Source organism: Neobacillus drentensis (assembly GCF_036962765.1).
GTDB classification, from domain to species: Bacteria; Bacillota; Bacilli; order Bacillales; family Cytobacillaceae; genus Neobacillus; species Neobacillus drentensis_C.
On sequence record NZ_JBALOS010000011.1, the window covers coordinates 1 to 20,548 of the forward strand.

General features: G+C 40.2%; 14 protein-coding genes and 1 pseudogene. 14 read left to right on the forward strand and 1 reads right to left on the reverse strand.

The annotated features are described in order from the left end of the window. Positions 1 to 181: 181 nt before the first annotated feature. The 5 genes and pseudogenes from V7137_RS02605 to V7137_RS30600 all read left to right on the forward strand — a co-directional run bounded on the left by V7137_RS02605 (position 182) and on the right by V7137_RS30600 (position 5,339). Positions 182 to 1,171, forward strand: a complete 990-nt coding sequence (locus tag V7137_RS02605) for an NERD domain-containing protein (RefSeq protein WP_335696652.1) — start codon at positions 182 to 184, stop codon at positions 1,169 to 1,171. Continuing rightward, positions 1,159 to 2,646 carry a DEAD/DEAH box helicase gene (locus V7137_RS02610; protein WP_420490077.1) on the forward strand — a complete coding sequence of 496 codons (1,488 nt, stop codon included), beginning with the start codon at positions 1,159 to 1,161 and terminating at the stop codon, positions 2,644 to 2,646. The genes V7137_RS02605 and V7137_RS02610 overlap by 13 nt, the downstream gene beginning before the upstream one ends. A gap of 20 nt (positions 2,647 to 2,666) precedes the next feature. Continuing rightward, complete coding sequence (locus tag V7137_RS02615; RefSeq protein ID WP_335696618.1) at positions 2,667 to 3,383, forward strand: ComF family protein; 717 nt, start codon at positions 2,667 to 2,669, stop codon at positions 3,381 to 3,383. 304 nt (positions 3,384 to 3,687) lie between these two features. After that, the gene (hpf, locus tag V7137_RS02620; protein WP_335696619.1) at positions 3,688 to 4,236 is read left to right on the forward strand and encodes a ribosome hibernation-promoting factor, HPF/YfiA family; all 549 of its coding nucleotides are present in this window, start codon (positions 3,688 to 3,690) and stop codon (positions 4,234 to 4,236) included. A gap of 119 nt (positions 4,237 to 4,355) precedes the next feature. After that, positions 4,356 to 5,339 (forward strand): annotated as a pseudogene (locus tag V7137_RS30600) (gamma-glutamyltransferase). Between the two features lie 395 nt (positions 5,340 to 5,734). Here the strand turns inward: V7137_RS30600 and secA are convergent. Then, positions 5,735 to 8,245 (reverse strand): preprotein translocase subunit SecA, encoded by a 2,511-nt coding sequence (secA, locus tag V7137_RS02635; protein WP_335696620.1) that lies wholly within the window; start codon positions 8,243 to 8,245, stop codon positions 5,735 to 5,737. A 665-nt stretch (positions 8,246 to 8,910) separates the two neighbouring features. Here secA and V7137_RS02640 point away from each other — a divergent pair. From V7137_RS02640 to V7137_RS02680, 9 genes are all read left to right on the forward strand, one after another. Continuing rightward, on the forward strand, positions 8,911 to 10,170 hold the full coding sequence (locus tag V7137_RS02640; RefSeq protein WP_335696621.1) for a NapC/NirT family cytochrome c: 1,260 nt from the start codon (positions 8,911 to 8,913) through the stop codon (positions 10,168 to 10,170). A 29-nt stretch (positions 10,171 to 10,199) separates the two neighbouring features. Next, positions 10,200 to 11,363 carry a cytochrome c3 family protein gene (locus tag V7137_RS02645; RefSeq protein WP_335696622.1) on the forward strand — a complete coding sequence of 388 codons (1,164 nt, stop codon included), beginning with the start codon at positions 10,200 to 10,202 and terminating at the stop codon, positions 11,361 to 11,363. Positions 11,364 to 11,488: 125 nt separating this feature from the next. Next, positions 11,489 to 12,199: a tetratricopeptide repeat protein gene (locus tag V7137_RS02650; protein WP_335696624.1), complete on the forward strand. Its 711-nt coding sequence runs from the start codon at positions 11,489 to 11,491 to the stop codon at positions 12,197 to 12,199. A 16-nt stretch (positions 12,200 to 12,215) separates the two neighbouring features. Continuing rightward, positions 12,216 to 13,178: a 6-bladed beta-propeller gene (locus V7137_RS02655; RefSeq protein WP_335696625.1), complete on the forward strand. Its 963-nt coding sequence runs from the start codon at positions 12,216 to 12,218 to the stop codon at positions 13,176 to 13,178. Between the two features lie 102 nt (positions 13,179 to 13,280). Next, a complete protein-coding gene (locus V7137_RS02660; protein ID WP_335696626.1) occupies positions 13,281 to 14,450 on the forward strand; it encodes a cytochrome c3 family protein in 1,170 nt (389 codons plus the stop codon). Between the two features lie 342 nt (positions 14,451 to 14,792). Next, a complete protein-coding gene (locus V7137_RS02665; RefSeq protein ID WP_335696627.1) occupies positions 14,793 to 15,962 on the forward strand; it encodes a cytochrome c3 family protein in 1,170 nt (389 codons plus the stop codon). 217 nt (positions 15,963 to 16,179) lie between these two features. Then, entirely contained in the window at positions 16,180 to 18,072 is a 1,893-nt protein-coding gene (locus V7137_RS02670) for a cytochrome c3 family protein (RefSeq protein ID WP_335696628.1), read from the forward strand. A gap of 191 nt (positions 18,073 to 18,263) precedes the next feature. Further along, positions 18,264 to 19,365, forward strand: a protein-coding gene (prfB, locus tag V7137_RS02675; protein ID WP_335696629.1) for a peptide chain release factor 2 whose coding sequence is annotated in 2 segments (ribosomal slippage) — positions 18,264 to 18,335 and positions 18,337 to 19,365 — 1,101 coding nt in all. Because the reading frame shifts where the segments join, the coding sequence is not laid out codon by codon here. A gap of 308 nt (positions 19,366 to 19,673) precedes the next feature. Beyond that, complete coding sequence (locus V7137_RS02680) at positions 19,674 to 20,540, forward strand: YitT family protein (protein WP_335696630.1); 867 nt, start codon at positions 19,674 to 19,676, stop codon at positions 20,538 to 20,540. Positions 20,541 to 20,548 lie beyond the last annotated feature (8 nt).

Sequence of the window (20,548 nt, forward strand, 5' to 3'; positions counted from 1 at the left end):
GAATAATTCCAACAAACGGCGGAATCCCAGGCCAAATCGGAAGAATCCTCTCTACCAAAAAGAATTCAAGCCTACTAAATGACTAAAACTCGTAAAAAAAATTTGCCAAATTAGCAGGAATTTCTTCAATCTTTGTAGAAATTTCTCAAAAAAGATAAAGGAGTTGACGAATAATTTGATCATGAAAGGATTAACACTCCCACAAAGGATATTGTTAATCGAAATTCTAAAAGTTCGCTTAACAATCGGCCACTGCAAATATCAAGGGATAGAAAAAGACCTGGCCAAACGATGGGCTGGATACTGGGGCGAAATAGCACTGGCTAATTACGTCAAAGAACTACACCATGATAAATACCTCGTCTTCCACGACCTCCAACTTCAATTCAACGGCATTCACTTTCAATTCGACACCCTTCTTCTCTCCAAGCACTACATTCTAATCATCGAAGCCAAAAACATTGCTGGTACATTAACCTTTGATAATACCTTTAAGCAGCTAATCCGTACAAATGAGGATGGATCAGAAGAATCTTTCGAGGACCCGCGTGTTCAATGCCAACGACTTCAATCCCTTCTCCGCAATTGGTTAATTAAAAACCATTGCAACCTGCTCCCAGTAGACACCTTAATTTTTTTCAAAAGCACCAGCACCATCTTGAAAACAAATTCTGGTGACAAAACAGATTTCAGCAAAATATGTAAGGGAAGAGACCTTTTTAATAAAATTGAGAGGATGGAACAAACGTATCAGCAAGAAAAGATTAACAACGGAACGATGGAGAAGATTGCGAAACTACTCTTCGACCAACATTGTCCCAGGCCTATTAACATTTTAAAAGAATACAATCTGACCGAAAAAGATATTCGCAGTGGTGTTTGCTGTCCGAATAAAGAATGCAGCTATATTCCGATGAATTACAAAAGAGGGAATTGGATTTGCCCCGTCTGCAAGACCATATCAAAAGATGCCATCCTAAAAGCCCTCAGTGACTACTTCTACTTATATAAGCAAACGATCACTAACCAAGAAGTTAAAGTCTTCCTGCATCTCCCATCTCCTAATACCACTCAAAAAATACTTCATAAATTAAACTTGAAAACAACGGGCAGAACAAAAGATCGATGCTATTATCTCTGTCCAGAGAAGGTGACCCTGTGCGTTTTATGATAAAAAATGACATGTTAGTCCCAAGTACCATAAAAGGAGATTCTTTCCCCATCTCGAAACTGTCGAACATCCCTCAGCCGCCGCTTAATCCAAATTTCTCCTATAACCATGACCTGCAGCAGCTTCTTACTGGTAAACAGCTCCTCCTAGAAGATATTCCCTTTCCTATCGAGGAAGTGCAGGTTCATTATGAAAATGGCTATATAACGTACCGGAAAGGAATCCACTACGAGGGGAAAAAGCCAGTCTGTACCCGTTGCGGCATGAAGGACCCGCACTGGTTTGCCGCCTTTCCATGCTCACGATGTGGTGAAACCTGTCACTATTGCCGTCATTGCATCATGATGGGTAGGATTAGCGCTTGCACGGCTCTCATTGGCTGGAGTGGGCCGGTGCCTGATACCAAACTTCCTGAAACCATCAAACAATGGCGGGGGACGCTCTCAAAGGGGCAGCAGGATGCATCAGACCATGTGGTAGATGCCATTTTGCATAATCAAGAACACCTAGTCTGGGCTGTTTGCGGGGCAGGGAAAACGGAGGTTCTATTCGCCGGAATCGAGGCTGCACTTGCTGCTAAAAAAAGAATCTGCATTGCCACTCCACGGACCGATGTTGTCTTAGAACTCACCCCTAGACTGAAAGTTGCCTTCCCGGAAATAAAAGTAGCTTCCCTTTACGGCGGAAGTGAGGACCGCCATCACTATGCCCCCCTCACCATTGCAACCACCCATCAACTGCTTCGCTTTTACCAGGCTTTTGATTCGCTTATATTAGATGAGGTAGATGCCTTTCCATATACTGTCGAAGAATCCCTCCAGTATGCCGCCATTCAGGCGCGAAAACCGTCTTCCGCCATGATTTACCTGACTGCCACCCCCAATCAAAAATGGCAAAGGGATTGCCGGACAGGAAAACGAGCATTTACCACTATCCCAGCTCGTTTCCATCGCCATCCACTCCCAGTACCCGAATTTGAATGGTGCGGTAACTGGCAAAAGCAGTTGCAAAAAAATAAACTCCCGCCCAACGTCCTTCGCTGGATAATGGCGCGGATTCATGCGAACAAACAAGCCTTAGTATTTTTCCCACATATCCTTTTGATGGAAAAAGCGCTCCCCATCCTTCGTCCATTGGCGGCATCGATAGAATCTGTCCATGCCGAAGACCCTGACCGCAAAGAAAAAGTTCAGAGAATGCGTTCCAATGAAATTCCTTTACTGTTGACGACGACCATTCTTGAGCGAGGCGTCACTTTCCCCAATATTGACGTCGCTGTGATTGGGGCCGAAGATGCCACTTTTTCAGAAAGTGCGCTCGTTCAGATTGCCGGAAGAGCGGGGAGGAGCAAGGATCATCCAGAGGGGATCGTGACTTTTTTTCATCATGGAAAAACTGAAGAGATGGTAAAGGCAAGAAAACAAATCGTCTCGATGAACCGAGAAGGGTTCCAAAGGGACTTGATCGATAAATGAAAAGAGTGAGGAGCTTAAAAATGAATCAATTCTACCAAGACCGCTGCCTTATCTGTAATGAACAGATAAGGCCAAGCATCGGCTGGACAGCCATTTTCTCAGTTGAAAAAGAACTTCTCATTTGTCCCGTATGTGAAGGAAAGTTAGAAAAAATCACTGGAGAAGTATGTCGAATTTGCAGCCGTCCGCTGCGCCATGTCGAGGAGCAATTTCGCAATGGCGATGTGTGCCATGATTGCTTCCGTTGGGAGGAAGACGCAAACTGGCAAGGAACCCTTGAGAAAAATGATTCTCTATATGTCTACAATGATTTTTTAAAAGAGGTTGTGGCAAAATTTAAATTTCGCGGCGATTATGTACTGGCAAAGATTTTTGCAGAAGTCTTCAGAGGGAAGATTAGTGAATTAGCACCTGACCTGTTAGTGCCCATTCCATTAAGCGATGAACGGCAATATGAGCGGGGCTTTAATCAAGCCGCGGCCCTCCTAACAGAAGCAGGCTTTCCCCCTGCGAATATGCTCAGCCGAATCCACGCTGAAAAGCAATCGAAAAAATCTAGATCGGAGCGGATTCATCTTCCTCAGGTCTTTCAGGTTCACCATGAGGGTACCTTAACCGGAAAGAAAGTAATTCTAATTGATGATATCTATACAACGGGCTCCACACTAAGGCACGCTGCAAAACTGTTAAAAGAGGCGGGGGCAAAAGGCGTTCAATCCCTCACACTTGCACGATAACGAAAGCAGGGGAATCGGGAAGGTTCCCCCCACCCATAATCCCCCATTCGTTTTAACATCCATTTAGCCTAATCTTTACGCATTTTTCTGGAAAGTTGTCCCATTAAAGATTACAATTAATTTGAATAACCATTCATATTAGTAAAAATACCTATGGGTGTCAAAGGTTGTTGAAAACATTGTCACTATATTCCCTTAGTTTTTGTCAATAAATCGACAAAATTTTTGTTCTGATTTAGCAGGATAATCATAGGGTAAAATAGAAATGTTATTACATAGCCTTAACTAAAGGAGGAATCCACACATGAAATACAACGTTCGTGGTGAAAACATTGAGGTAACTCCAGCAATTAGAGAGTATGTTGAAAAGAAAATCGCTAAATTGGAACGCTATTTTACAGAATCACCTGATGCAACGGTAAATGTGAATCTTAGATTCAATCAAGATAAAACTTCTAAAGTAGAAGTAACGATCCCACTTCCACAACTAGTTCTTCGAGCTGAAGAAACAAATGTTGACATGTATGCCGGGATTGACTTGATAACTGATAAACTAGAGCGTCAAATTCGCAAACACAAAACAAAAGTAAATCGCAAATTCCGCGAAAAAGGTGACTTTCCAATTACATTTGCAACTACGGAAAACACAGAAGTGCATGACTTAGACGAAGATGAATTAGAATTAGTTCGTACCAAGCGCTTCGACCTAAAACCAATGGACAGCGAAGAGGCTATCTTGCAGATGAACATGCTAGGCCATAGTTTCTATGTCTTTACAAATGCAGACACACATCGTACCAACGTTGTTTATAAGCGTCGTGACGGCCGATATGGTTTAATCGAAGCCCATTAAACCTATATGAGAAAGAAAACGCTGCTCCTTTATTAGGGTCAGCGTTTTTTTATATATAGTAAAGCAACTTTTTCGATAGAATCTTATATAACTATTTTTATAGAAAGAAAGTGGCAATCATGGACTATGATTTTCAGTACCATCCCTACCCATCACAGCGCACAACCGTGTTCGCTCATCACGGAATGGTAGCAACCTCTCAACCGCTTGCGGCTCAGGCAGGACTGGATATTCTCAAATAGGGCGGGAATGCCATTGATGCTGCAATTTTGCCACGGTTGCGGCCTTAACCGTTCTGGAGCCGACCTCAAACGGGATCGGGGGGGGATGCCTTGCACTAGTCTGGACCAAGGGTAAACTCCATGGCTTAAATGCAAGTTGCCCTGCGCCGAAGCAATTGTCTATTGATGCCGTGAAAGCGATCATCACGTACCCTGATTTTATGAAAATGAACCTAGCTGACGTACTTTCTGATGAGTATGGCGATTCCAGACGCAGTGAGATCGTTGATGAAGCGTTGGTTCCGACTCCCTGCCAGCCTGCCACGTGGGGGCACCGTCTACCTCGCCGCGGCAGATGGTCAAGGCAACATGGTCTCATTTATTCAGAGCAATTACATGGGCTTCGGCTCCGGTATCGTGGTGTCAGTCACCGGGATTGCGTTACAAAATCGCGGGTTTGATTTCTCTTTGGATCCTGACCATCCAAATGCATTGCGGCCTGGGGCTAAGACGTATCAAACGATTATTCCCGGGTTTCTAACAAAGGGTGATAAGGCAGTCGGACCGTTTTGAGTGATGGGCGGCTATATGCAGCCTCAAGGGCATCTGCAGGTAATCATGAATACCATCGACTTTGGTTTAAATCCACAGGCTGCTCTCGACGCACCAAGATGGCAATGGATCGAAGGGAAGAAGGTAGAAGTAGAGCCGCATTTCCCGAATCATCTTGCGCAAGCCCTTGTTCGGAAAGGCCATCAAATTGAAGTGGCCCTCGACACAGGCAACTTTGGACGCGGACAGATTATTTGGCGCGACCCAGAGACTGGCGTATTGATGGGGGGAACAGAAGCACGGACAGACGGGGCCATAGCTGCATGGTAAGGTCTCGATACATGGCTCAGTAATTGGAATTCGCTGATAGGATGCGGAAATCATCTGATTGAATGTCGCAATTCGCTAAATAGACACCGAAATCCACTGATAGAATGCTTATTATAAAAATTGATCAAATCAGACATCCCTTCTAGGTAAGAGATGCTTGTTTTAAATTTGATGAATAGTTATCCACATGTGGGTAATCGTAAATTAATGAAATTTACACACAATTCTGTAAATGATATCCACAATAAGGGGAGCCCTAGTGGATATCTACAAAAATATACAGTGGATATCCACAAGTTTTCAGAAGATATCAACAATTTTCCGCCACTTATCTACAAGTCCACGATTAACAAAGAAGAGCCAGCGATCGAAGTCGCCGGCTCTTGCCATTCTACTTATTTCCCTGCCCCACAGCAGTTCTTATATTTCTTGCCGCTTCCACAAATACATGGATCATTACGGCCCACATCAATTTGGTTCACTTTTGGTTTTTTCTTAACGGCTTCTCCATCTTCTTTTGGATTCACAGCTTGGCCTTTTGCTACTTCTTGACGTTCAAGGTTGTTGCGGATTTCAGCCTTCATGATATACATGGCTGCCTCGTCCTCGATTGATTGAATCATTGCCTCAAACATCGCAAAACCTTCGTGCTGGTATTCACGAAGCGGATCAATTTGACCGTAGGCACGTAAATGAATACCTTGGCGAAGTTGATCCATCGCATCAATATGGTCAATCCATTTGGAGTCAACCGCACGGAGCGTTACCACTTTTTCAAATTCACGCATCTGCTCAGGGAAGAGAAGCTGCTCTTTTTCTTCGTAACGTTCCTTCACTTTTGCAAAAATGGTATCACGGATTTCCTCTGGATCTTTTCCTTTCAGGTCATCCATCGTGATATCGCCTTCATGTAAAAGAGTGGCATTCACATAATCGATAATCGCTGACAGATTCCATTCTTCTTCATCCTCATGACGAGAAGCGTGGGCATCGACATTCCGCTCGATAGAGTTCATGATCATCTTCTGAACGATTTCGCGAAGATTTTCAGATTCTAGTACTTCATCACGCTGAGTGTAGATAATTTCACGCTGCTGGCGAAGCACATCATCATATTGCAAGAGCTGCTTACGAGCATCAAAGTTGTTGCCCTCAACGCGTTTCTGCGCAGATTCAACCGCTCTTGACACCATCTTACTTTGGATTGGCTGGGAATCATCCATGCCAAGTCGTTCCATCATTGCTTTCATATTATCTGAACCAAAACGGCGCATCAGTTCATCTTCCATCGATAAATAGAACTGAGTAATACCAGGATCTCCTTGACGTCCGGAACGTCCACGGAGCTGATTATCAATCCGTCGGCTTTCATGTCGCTCTGTACCTATAACAGCAAGTCCGCCTAAATCTAATACACCTTCGCCAAGCTTAATGTCAGTACCACGACCAGCCATGTTAGTCGCGATTGTAACGGCTCCTTTGTGACCTGCTTCAGCAATGATTTCAGCTTCGCGCTCATGGTTTTTTGCGTTCAACACATTGTGGCGAATACCCTTTTTCACTAAATACTTAGAAATAAGCTCAGACGTTTCAATTGCAACTGTACCAACAAGTACGGGCTGTCCTTGTTGATGACGCCCAGCGATATCCTCAACAACGGCACGGAATTTACCGTCCATGGAAGAGTAAATTAAATCAGGACGGTCATCACGGGCAATTGGTCGATTCGTAGGAATAACGATAACATTCATGTTATAAATGTTACGGAATTCTTCCTCTTCCGTTTTTGCCGTACCAGTCATTCCGGATAATTTTTCATACATCCGGAAGTAGTTTTGGAACGTAATCGTTGCCATTGTCATACTTTCGTTTTGAACTTCGAGTCCTTCTTTTGCCTCAATGGCTTGGTGCAAGCCTTCACTATAACGGCGGCCCTTCATTAAACGGCCAGTGAACTGGTCAACAATGACTATTTCGCCGTCTTGAACGACATAGTCAATATCAAGGTGCATGCTGGCATTTGCTTTAAGTGCCTGATTAATATGATGGTTTAAGGTAACGTGTGCCATGTCAAAAAGGTTATCAATACCGAAAGCTTTTTCGGCTTTACTAATTCCTTCTTCAGTCAACATTACACCCTTTGTTTTTTCATCGTAGGTATAATCAGTTTCCTTTGAAAGCATCCGGACAAAGCCATTAGCTTGGATATAAAGAACAGCCGACTTTTGTGCTGATCCGGAAATAATTAACGGTGTCCGCGCTTCATCGATTAAAATCGAGTCAACCTCATCAATAACTGCAAAGAAAAGTGGGCGCTGTACTTTTTGTTCCTTATAGAGGACCATGTTATCACGCAAATAATCGAAACCAAATTCATTATTCGTTCCGTACGTAATATCAGTGGCATATGCTGCTTGTTTTTCTTCCTTATCCATGCTATTTAAATTCAATCCAACAGTTAAACCTAGGAATTGATACAATTCACCCATTTCGGCGGCGTCACGGCTTGCTAAGTATTCGTTGACAGTAACAACGTGAACACCTCGACCAGAAAGTGCGTTCAAATAAACGGGCATCGTCGCAGTTAACGTTTTACCTTCCCCAGTTTTCATCTCCGAAATGTTTCCTTCGTGAAGGGAAATCCCTCCCATTAGCTGAACATGGTACGGATACAAGCCAAGTACTCGGCGGGCACCTTCACGAACAACCGCAAACGCTTCAACCAGTAAATCATCCAATGCTTCGCCGTTTTGATAACGGGACTTGAATTCTTCCGTTTTTTCACGCAGCTGTTCATCCGTCAATCTTCCTGTTTCTTCGGCCAGTGCTTCAATTTTTAGCGCAAGCTTGTCTAGCCGCTTCAGTTCGCGTTTGTTCAAATCAAACACTTTATTTAAAATCCCCATATCTGATGAACGCTCCTTTTACCTGAGAGTCAATAAGTTCGTAACTTAAAAACCTTGTCAAAAATATTCGATAATTTCCCTTTCCATCTTACCACTTCCTCCAAACAGTGACAACAATGTTAGAAGGAAGCAGGATTGCGTCCAATCTACTATTATATTTCCTTCGATGTCAAACTAATCAAATTGCAAGTTTCTCTAAGTTCGATTTTTCGTCAAATATGACAGAATGATGGCGTGATTATGAGAATTCATTTCAACCAGAAATAAGAGTCTATAAATTGGTAGGATAGATGAATAATAGTTCGTATTTTTGTATAAAAATTCATTTTCACTCCCATTTACTAACGCCGTTGTAGTGTTAATAAACCCTATAAATAACAATGTTTATATATTGTTTTTAGGGGAAATCATCTCTTCTGCATGGATGAAAAATTATTCACAATTTGTACATTGGATTATACTTTCACAATGTTAGATACTACCTTTAGAGAGGTTAATATGGAAAATAAATAGATAAAGAATCCAAAATGGGAAGGGTGAATTATGTGGCCATATGGGGGAAAAAAAATAAAAATATAGATCCCGAAAGTAGAGAAGATAGAAAAAAAGTTGGCCTGATTCGCGGATTATGGGGAAAGTTTCGAGGGATTGACTGGAAGAATCCAGTGAACAGGTGGAAATTACTGTTTGTTTCCCTTGTTGGTTGTATCATTGTTTTTGGTGGAGGATACGGGGTTCTTTCATTAACTAATTCTCCGACATTCTGTGCGAGCTGTCACGAAATGGCACCAGAGTATTCATCCTATACAGCGAGTGCTCACAACCAGATAACATGTGTACAGTGTCATATCAAGCCTGGTTTTACCAATATGATTACCCACAAAATGAAATCAATGAAAGAAGTGTACTACCATGTAACGGGTGTTCCTGAACAAATCGTTCAAACCGAAGAAGAGGCCGTTTCGAACGAAAACTGTTTGCAATGTCACTCAAAGAACCGTCTTGTTACGGCATCTGGAGACCTAAAGGTTAACCATAAAGGCCATATCGAAAAAGATATTCCTTGTATTACCTGTCATGCCGGTGTTGTTCACGCTAAGATGGCAACCCGCGGGATCAACGTCGAAGAAGTTCGCGGCAAATGGACTGTAAAGAGTGCGGAGAAATTAATGGAAAAGAAATACGTGAGACCTAACATGGGTACGTGTATTGACTGCCATGACAAAGTAAATAACGGCGAAAAGCCTTGGAAAGATCCAGCTTATAACGTACCGGTTAATCCGGAAGAAGTCGAGAAAAAACTGGAAGAAAATGACATTGAAGCAACAAAAGAAACGGCAACAATATCAACCACAGAAGGCGAAAATGCGGAGGAAGTAACTGCCGCGCACGATGAAAAAACGCAAGATATCATTTTACAAGCGATCGGAAAGCAAAAGAAAGATGTTAAGGTTTCAATGGAATGTGAAACTTGTCACAAAAAAACTGAAATTCCTAAAACGCATAAAAATGTTGATTGGGGCAATAATCACGGCGGTACTGCTGTTCAACAACTAGATAAATGTATGAACTGTCACCAAGATTCAAAATGGGTAAGGGAAATTCCAAAAGAAGACATCATCTCACTTCTTAAAATGGGTAATCAAAAAGTGAAGTATACACCAAACGTAACACTTGCAAAAGAACAAGCACGTACGAATAAATTCTGTAGTGCCTGTCACTCTGATCGTCCCTCTGGACATGGGGAAAGCAATCAATGGTTGACTGCGCATGCATCTAGGGCCAAAACAAGTGACCAGAAAGCTGAATGCTTTGTTTGCCATGACCGTGATAAACCAAAAGCAGACTCAACTAATGCAAAAGCACCAACAGATGTTTATTGCCAATACTGTCATAGAACTGGCTTTAAAGATGATAAGAAATAAACGGAAATCGTTCTAGAGGAGGGTAAATAATGGAAAAAGAAATCAAGGATCAGATCTCCCCTCCACGGACTCGCTACAAGGTATATAAATATTTAACAGTAGCATTGCTATTTATCCTCGTCTTTTTCTCATTAGGACTAATAGGAGTAGAAACTACTTCCAGTTCAAGTTTCTGCTCCTCATGCCATGAGATGAAGCCGGAGTATTATACGTGGAAGGCGTCCACACATAGCGAAGTGGATTGCGTTAAGTGTCATATAGGCTCGGGTACAGAAGAATATGCTAAAGCCAAAGCAAACGGATTAATGCAGGCGTATAAGAAAGCAACACAGACATACACCGCTCCTATCAGAATGCCAAAGGAAATACCTGATAGTGCCTGTGAGTCATGTCACGATGTTTCGAAACGGGAGATCACAGCATCTGGAGACATTATCATTCCTCATGATAAACATAAAAATAAAGATATTGAATGTATTCAATGTCATAACGGTATAGCCCATGGCAAAATTGCTGATCGGAAAATGACTTTCCAAACAGATTACGATAAATGGGATAGTAAAACCGGTACATCGGCAATGGCAGATTTAAAATTTACACGTCCAGATATGGACACCTGTATAGATTGTCATAAGGCTCGTAAAGTAACAAATGAATGTTCAGCGTGTCATAAAACAGGAATGGTTCCAAAAAGCCATAAAGAAGCGGGTTTTAAATCTAAAACACACGGAAAGCAAGCTGCAGAGAATTTAAAGAAATGTAACCAGTGTCATAGTGACATGTCCAAAGAACCGTTAGAAGGTTATGGCGATGTATCAGTGGTGGCAAGTTTCCTTAATAAGGATAATGCACTTGCTAAACAAAAGAACCATTATAACTACGCAAAAGAAAATACTTTCTGTCAAGATTGTCATAAAAAGCGGCCAACCAGCCATGATAGTAATTTTTACAAAAATCATGGAACCATTGCTAACAAAAGCCAAGAAACATGTAAAGCGTGTCATGATACGAAAAAAACTAATACACCAGGTGGTAATCAGGTAGTTTGTTCTTCGTGTCATCCAAGCAGCCATAGTCAAAAGCAGGGTTGGAAGGAACGACATCCGATTTCATTGGATGGAGTGCAAGGACCATCAGCGAAGTGCTACACCTGCCATTCTAAACCAAGTTGTGAAAATTGTCATAAGCAATAGTTTTCTATTTATTTATCAATATCTGTGATCGTTATCTCTGATCGGGCTTACTAGGAATATTTCCTTACCTAACAACTTGATCAGAGGTTATCTTGAAAAAACTAGCGAAATTCGAGGTGGATATTATGGAAGCGAAAGAGCTGCCAATCAATCCAGAACTAGAAATAAATGAAAGAACGAAGTTCAAGAAGGAAAAAAATAAGTATTTTACTAAATGGCAAGCTTTATTAATCTTAGTTGCTACCTTAGTCGTAAGCTTAGGTGCAGGCTACTATATAAGTGATCAATTTTTATGGTCTAAAACAGATCAAGCAAGAATCGATCAACAGATTGATTATTATCAAGGATTAGTGGACTCAGAGCCGAATAATCCTGAGCACCGTGTAAACTTAGGATACTCCTACTTTTTAAAAGGTGATAACGATGATGCAATCAAGCAAATGAAAGTTGCAACCGATCTTGACAGCAAATACTTTGGAGCCTATTTCAACCTTGGTCTCGTTTATATCGATGAAGAAAGATACAACGATGCATTAAAGCAGGCCCAGAAGGCAGTTGAACTTGGACCTCGTAATTTTAAAGCCCATTTATTACTTGGTATGGTATATCGAGATTTGAAGATGTATAAAGACGCAAATGAATCTCTTAAAGAGGCCCTTAAGATCATGCCTACTAACACAGATGTTATTACGGAAATTGGCAGAGTGGCAGAAGATCAAGGTGAATATAAGGAAGCAGAAAAATTTTTCAAAGAGGCTTTAACGTATGATCCGCTTTACAAACCAGCAACTAAAGGCTTAGAGAGAATTGCTGCGAAAGTCAAGGACAACAAATAGAAGGAGCTGACCAACCTTGAAAAAGAGAACTGTATATATATTAATGAGTAGCATTGTCGCACTTTCCGTTGCCTTCTTCGCAGCAGTCTTTTTCTTAAATTTAGATTCTAAAATAAAGCCGATTGTAGCAAAAGTTGACCCAAGTGCAACTCCAGTATATACAAATGCATTGTACGGTGAATTTAACCAACCATTAAATAAACCAATGGATGTAGCGAAAATCGGTGAATTTGTTTATGTAAGTGATACAAATAACAAACAAATTCAAGTGTTTGATCAATCGGGTACTTCTGTTTTTAAATTCGGAAAAGAAGGTACGAAAGAAGGCGAATTTAAATTTCCTTATGGAATCTCTGGAGATAAAGAAGGCAACATTTATGTAGCTGATATGTACAATGGCAATGTTTCCATATTCAATTCAGAAGGTAAATTCATTAAATACTTTAGTGATAAGGAAAAAGTTTTAAAATCACCAGGTGGACTCCGTATCTTCGATGAAAAGCTTTATATTACCGATATTAAAGCAAACAAATTGTTTGTGTTCAAATTAGACGGAAAAAAGTTACTTGAAATTGGCGGAGCTGGTGTGGATAAAGGAAAATTTATCGCACCTAATGCAGTCACAGTTGATTTTGATAAAAATATTTATGTGACAGACTCTGGGAATAATAGAGTCCAAGTTTTTAGTAAAGAGGGTAAATTTGTCAAAATCATTAATGGCTCAAATGATGGAAAGGGTGATCCTACTTTCTTGAATCCTAGAGGAGTTGCTGTCGATTCAAAAGGTAATGTTTATGTAGTTAACAATCTTTCACATAATATTTTTGCTTTTGATAAAGATGGAAAACAATTATTTGAATTAGGTGGAATGGGGACGGAAGACGGTCAGCTATATCTCCCAAATGGTCTATTCATTGACGATAGAGATACGCTGTTCGTAACAGATACAGTCAACCAAAGAGTATCCGTTTTCTACTAGTACTCCTTCTTCTAAGGAGGTGATGACGAAAAAAAGTTCCATACTTTTTGGTGAACCACAGTCTATTAAAAAAAAGAGAGAGTACTTTGGGAGGTTTTAAGAATGAGTAAGATCAGATTGGGGTTATCAACTGTTCTTGTGCTGTTTTTGCTAGGCTTATTCAGTGCTGTTGCCTTTGCAGAAGATGGTGTACCGCCAACTTCAACTAATCCAGCACCTGGCATTCATGTAGGTGACGTTGATAACTTTGGTAACAAAAGTACACACAAAACACACGGTAATTTCCAAAACAACACCAACTCTTGTGCAAACTGTCACAGCACTCACAATGGGGAAGACGAGATGTTGTTAATGAAAGAAGGAGAATATGAGCTTTGTATGTCTTGTCATGATGGCACAATGGGTTTTTATGACGTGACAAAGTCTAGCGGTGCAGGTACTTTTGATGACTCACACTTAAGTTCTTCTATGCACAACGTTGATTCAGGTTTAAAAGTTGGAAGTGCTCCTGGTAGATATTTAAATAATTCTACTGCTGACTTAGAATGCTCTAGCTGCCACAATCCACATGGTTCTGCTAATGATAGATTACTAAATGAAACGGTTGCAGGTAAAGCATTTGCCACATCTTTAGTAAATGGTGTTCAAACCCCTGCTCCAACAGGTACCAAAACGATCGTTCTAGATTTAACAGAGGATCCTGCATATGCAGAACTTAATGCTTTAACTGGTACTGGTGGATTAAAGATTCTAAAATCAAATGGTCCAAAAGGATTAGCTAGTTACAATGGTGTAAATGATAAGATCTATTATTCTCAATTCTGTGGTGCTTGTCACGACGATTATTTTGCTAAGAGAAACGCAGGTACATCATCAAGCCCTATTCCTGGAAAACCTAGCACTGGTTCTCCAATCACTGCAATACACACACATGATACTTATACACACACAACTAACAGCTCAAGCCAAGGTAGAAGCTGTGCTGCATGTCACTATGCACACGGTACTGATGCTACCATTATGTTGGATGCTGCAGGAAGAACTGTAGCTGATTTACTACAGGTAAAAGATGCTGAAGGAAAAAATCTATTTACACAAGAAACAGCTGAAGCATACATGAAAGATGTAAGCGCAAAAGGTTCTTCTTTAAAGAAATTCACTAACATGGCAGTATGTTTTGCTTGTCACGGAACAAGTATTGCTCCAGGACAAATCGATCCTCAATTCCTAGATGGAACTGGAAGACTTAAAGGTAGAGCAAAAATTAAATAATCTTTAACGAACAAATAATTGTTTGAAGCAAATATTAACTTAAAACAAGGTAGCAATATCTATTTATTGTTACCTTGTTTTGAATAAATTTAAAAATTTAATAGAGATATAACCTATATACTAAAATTGAACATAACCAAAACGACCCATCTACCTCCCATATGGTTAGTTATTGAAAACATAAAGATTTTTGAACGGATTTGTACTAGTAAAAGGTACATATAGTAATTACTGTCCTTTTAAGGGGGTGGTGAAAAAAAGAGTACCTAGTGTTTCATTTCACCAAAAAGAGAAAAGAAAGAAAAAGAGAGAAGAGAAAGAAAATTGGGAGGTTTTCTAGAAATGGGTAAGTTGAAAATTAGCTTGTCTACCTTATTAATGCTTATTTTATTAAGCATGTTTGGAGCATTTGCTTCTGCCGCAGAGGTTACTCTACCACCTAATGCTGGAACAGTGGATAACTTCGGAAATACCAATACACACAAAACACATGGTAACTTCCAAAATAACACAAACGCTTGCGCTAACTGCCATAGTACTCACAACGGGGAAAATGAAATGCTAGTTATGAAGAGCAGCGAATATGAACTTTGTATGTCCTGCCATGATGGCACAATGGGTTTTTATGACGTTACAAAAGCTAGTGAAGCTGGTATTATCGGATCACACGAAATGAGTGCTTCTATGCACAGTGTAGATTCAGACTTAGCCGTGAGTGCAGCTCCAGGTGCGTTAGTTAATAAATCTACTGCTACATTTGAATGCTCAAGCTGTCATAATCCACATGGATCAGCTAACGATCGTTTATTAAATGAAACAGTGGCTGGCAAACAATACGGTGGCAATTATAATGTCACTATCGTTGGCTATACGGAAACAATTACTAAATTGAATTCTGTTCCAGTCGGAACAAAAGCAATTAAGCTTAATTTAGTAGAAGATCCTGCATATGCGGATATCAACAGCGCTACAGGTTTATCAGGATTAAAAATTTACAAGTCAAGTGGTATCTATAATAAACCTGCTGATGGCTTAACTCAAGCACAGGTTTATGATTATAAATTGAACTATTCAGAGTTCTGCGCATCTTGCCATGACGACTATATGAAAAATAGAGAAAATGGACCTAGAGCTGATGGTGTCCACTATACTCACACAACTAACAGTACAAAACAAGGCCGAAGCTGTACAGCATGTCACTATGCACACGGTACAGACATTACTCTATTAAGAGACACAGCTGGTAAAACAATCACAGATTTACAAAAACCAGTTGCTGATGGGGGAAAAGCATGGACAGAAGCTCAAGCTAAAGCTTACATGAAAGATGTAAGTAAATCAGGCTCTTCTGCTTTAAAGAGATTTACAAACATGGCTGTATGTTGGGCTTGTCACCAATCTACACACCAAATTGCTAATACACCTGGAACCACTAACTATCCAAATGCAACAGATTATAAGAACTATTTAGTTCCTGGTGGAGATTATTCGGGTAAATCTTTAATTAAGTAATAAAAAAAGCAAACAAATAGCCCTACTATATTGTTTGCTCCAATAATTCACATTAAACAAGGTGGCAATATCACTATTGTTACCTTGTTTTATTTTTGCATCTCGTTTTGAAAATGTCAAAAATATTTAACGTAACGTCGATAATTAATGTTAATTCAGTTGATATAATTGATTACGTAATAAATACCTATTTTTCAAAAAGTAAAGGATGAATCGTATGAAAAGGAAGAACTGCAACCGAAAGCTAATTTCATACATTGTTATTTGGAGCGTTGTCCTTAGTTCACTCCTTTTTAGTTCTCCTGATAACATAGTTGTATCGGCATCGGCTGTTCCCGAAGTACAGATTGTAACTCCGGATGAAGGAACAATGTATACAACTCCAATGGTTGAAGTGGCAGGAACCATTTCGGATGATCTAACTACTCCAAATAAACTCTCAGTCCAGGTTTTTGAACAGGTTGACTCCTCTCCGCAGCCTATTGATGTTACTTCTGAAGGAAAGCTTACGCTTACTCCTAAAGATAAAGTTGTAGACTTTTCCTATTCAAAAGATTTTAGTGAAGGAGATCATACCCTAACGTTTGTTGCCACTGATGAGGAGGGGATAAGCGCAAAGGTTGATCGTTCATTTACTATTATGTCAGAGGGGACTGTGGAAACAGAAGAAACTCTTGAAGCAGCGGATAATGGATCCCAAAATCCAGTAGTGATAACTAATGAAGATAAAGGTACGACTAAAGAAACCACTCCAAAAATGGATGGAAGCACAACGTCCACTAAAGATATTGCTTCTATTCAATTATCCGCTGATGAGGCAGGGACAAGGCCATATATGGCTAAGATGTACCTAATTCCCAAAGATAGTGCAGATCAATATGATCCTGGGAAGGATGTACCTAGCAGTTTCCTACCTGTGGAAGATATGACGCGTGTACCTTTGAATTATGTGATATTAGTAGATGTTAGAAGTACGGAGCCTTTAGCGAAAACACAATCTTTGTTAACTGCATTTGGAGATATTAAAGGAGATGAGAACTTAATAGCAACCACTGTATTACAAGATAATCTCAAATCGTATGTTTATACCTTTACACCTGAACAAAACTTTAAACCTAGCACAAGCTATTATGTATACTTAAACCCGAAATTCTCAAGCCAAACGGGGAAGGTTATTATTCCTAGATTCCTAAAGTTCACTACAATTAGTGATTATGTAGATACCCGTTTTCAGGTGGACAGAGTGGACGATGTATCGATGGATAATGATGCTATACATGGACCTTTTTCGGTTGTAACAAATGCATGCGCCTTTTGCCATAGCACCCATAATGGAACCAATGAATTTCTTATTAAGGGTGAAAAGGGTTCGAATGAAAATGATATGTGTATGGCCTGTCATGACGGGACAGGTTCACCAAAGATAGAGGAAAATACTAGTCATAGTAAACATTATACAGATTCAAGTGTTTCCTGTTCTAGTTGTCATGATCCACATAACCCTGGGACAAAAGAAAACCCAAACAGTTTGCACCCTAAAGTGGGGACCGATCCTTACTATCATTATAAAAAGGCAGGATCCGCTACCGGGGATCCAAGTGACAATTCCTTGTGTTTTAGCTGTCATACAAATGGAAAAAAGATAGATATTGAAAAGTACTATACTGATGGAACCTATAAAAGTCAATCAGGACATAATATCGAAGTGACAACAGATAGCGGTCTATCGTTAAATGGCCAGTTTCCTTGTGCTGAGTGTCATGAAACTCACGGAGCAAGTAATATTAAGATGCTAAGGCCGGAACTTGGAAATATTAAGCTGGAAGGTCAAAAGCCTGAAAACGATCAACTTGATGATAATTGGTTTAATAAAACTACAGATGAGTGGGATGCTGATGCTCAACGTAAATTCTGTCTATCATGCCATAATGGCAAAACAGATCTTTATAGTAAACAAGGCAAAGCAATCTACGATAAAGAAACAGGAGATCCAATTAATCCAGAAAATGATGGTCATGACAGGGAAAGTACAAAAACATGCTCAGAATGTCATAGCGATAGTAAATCCTTTTTAGATACGGCGCATGCACCTAAAAGGATTACTCCATAATAAAACGAGCGGGGTCAATCTCTGCTCGTTATTTTTTTCTTTCATTCAACCATTTTGGAAGGTTTATACTTTTTAATGACCAAACTTTGAAATTTAGGCTGTTCTCACGCTATAATGGTTAAGAATCTGAGGAGCGTTTTCAGAATAAAATACAAGACAGGATATTTTTAATTTTTATAGAGGTGAAGAAAATGGAATTAGCAGAAATTCGTAATGAACTTGAAAAAACAGCTAAGAAATTAGCGGACTTTAGGGGGTCTCTTTGACCTTGAGAATAAAGAAGCAAGAATTGCTGAACTAGATGATGAGATGCTCCAGCCTGAATTTTGGAATGATCAGCAAGCAGCGCAGACAGTCATTAGTGAAGCAAATGGATTAAAGGATCAGGTCAATGAATTTTATGATCTGAATAACAGCTTTGAGAATTTGGAATTAACCTATGAACTGGTCAAAGAAGAAAATGATGAAGAATTACGTGCTGAGTTGGAGGATGAACTCCAACAGCTAACAGCTCGTTTGAGTCAATTTGAACTGCAGCTTCTCCTAAGCGAGGAGTACGATAAAAATAATGCGATTTTGGAACTTCACCCGGGTGCCGGTGGAACAGAATCACAAGACTGGGGCTCGATGCTGCTTCGGATGTATACTCGTTGGGCAGAGAAAAAGGGCTTTAAGGTCGAGACACTTGATTACTTGCCTGGTGATGAAGCGGGAATTAAGAGTGTTACACTTGCAATTAAAGGGCATAATGCGTATGGCTACTTAAAAGCGGAAAAAGGTGTACACCGTCTTGTTCGGATTTCACCTTTTGATGCCTCAGGCCGACGCCATACCTCTTTCGTTTCTTGTGAAGTTATGCCTGAATTTAATGAGGAAATTCAAGTGGATATCCGTACTGAGGATCTAAAAATTGATACGTATCGTGCAACAGGAGCGGGTGGACAGCATATCAATACTACTGATTCGGCTGTCCGGATTACCCACCTGCCAACAGGTGTGGTGGTGACGTGCCAATCCGAACGCTCACAGATTAAAAACCGTGAAGCCGCCATGAAAATGTTGAAATCTAAGTTGTATCAATTGGAAATTGAGCGCCAGGAACAAGAACTGCTCGAAATTCGCGGCGAACAGAAAGAAATCGGCTGGGGAAGTCAAATCCGTTCTTACGTTTTCCATCCGTATTCAATGGTGAAAGATCACCGTACTAGCACAGAAAGCGGGAATGTTCAGGCCGTTATGGACGGAGATTTGGACCAGTTTATTAATGCGTATCTAAGATCGAGAATTTCGTAATATGATTTGAAACATAAATAAGAAAAGCCTTTGCCGACCAATTCGGCAAAGGCTTTTCTTTTGGGATTTATATGCCGATTACTCATATTTTTAAAACATTTAATGAACATTTTTTTGCCAAAACAATCGCTAAATGTACGAATGGGAACAATCCTTATAAAAACTAGTTGATTGACAAATGCTAAGAGAAATTTTAGTCCTTTACCACGTCAACTTAATGCCATTTACACTAAAATTTGCCCATGCTATACTCACTTTCGGTGTGAAAAAAGCATTTAAAAGAAAGATACTTTGAGGAGAGTAGCTTTATGAATATATTGAGTAATTTAACACGAACTTATCCGAAAATGAGAATAGCAGTCGATTATCTTTTCGTATTAATTGGCGCAGGCATCATTGCTCTTGCCTTTAACGTTTTTTTACTTCCAAACCAAGTGGCCTCAGGCGGAGTCAGCGGCATTAGTACGATTCTGAAATCGGTGCTAGGGTGGGAACCAGCCTACGTACAGTGGGCTTTTAACATTCCCTTATTTATAGCTGGCGTGGTCTTGTTAGGAAAGCATTTTGGTATGAAAACCCTTGTGGGAACGATTTTTTTACCATTTATTGTTTTCTTTACCAAAAATTTAGAGCCTTGGACGAATGACGCCCTCCTAGGGGCTTTGTTTGGGGGAATTGGTGTAGGGCTTGGTCTCGGCATCGTGTTTAGGGGGAAGGCATCGACTGGAGGAACAGACCTTTTAGCTCAAATCATTAATAAATATACAGGCTTTACGCTCGGCCGATGCGTTGTTATGATCGATGGATTAATCGTTCTCGCAGCTTCAATTGTGTTTGATATCGAAAAGGGGTTGTATGCCTTAATTGCCCTATATGTAACAAGCAAAACAATTGACCTGATTCAGGTAGGCTTTGGCCGGTCAAAAATGGCGATGATTATAACAGATAAACAACAAGAAGTTCGTGAAGGAATTTTGAATAAAATTGACCGTGGTGTGACAAAACTATCAGCATATGGTGGTTTTACTGACCATGAACGGCCAGTTCTGATGTGCGTTGTTGATCAATCAGAGTTCACTAAATTGAAACAATTGGTTAAAGCCCTTGACCCATCTGCATTTGTGGTCGTTATGGATGCTGCTGAGGTGTTAGGCGAGGGTTTCAAACGGGCGTAGAATTGGTA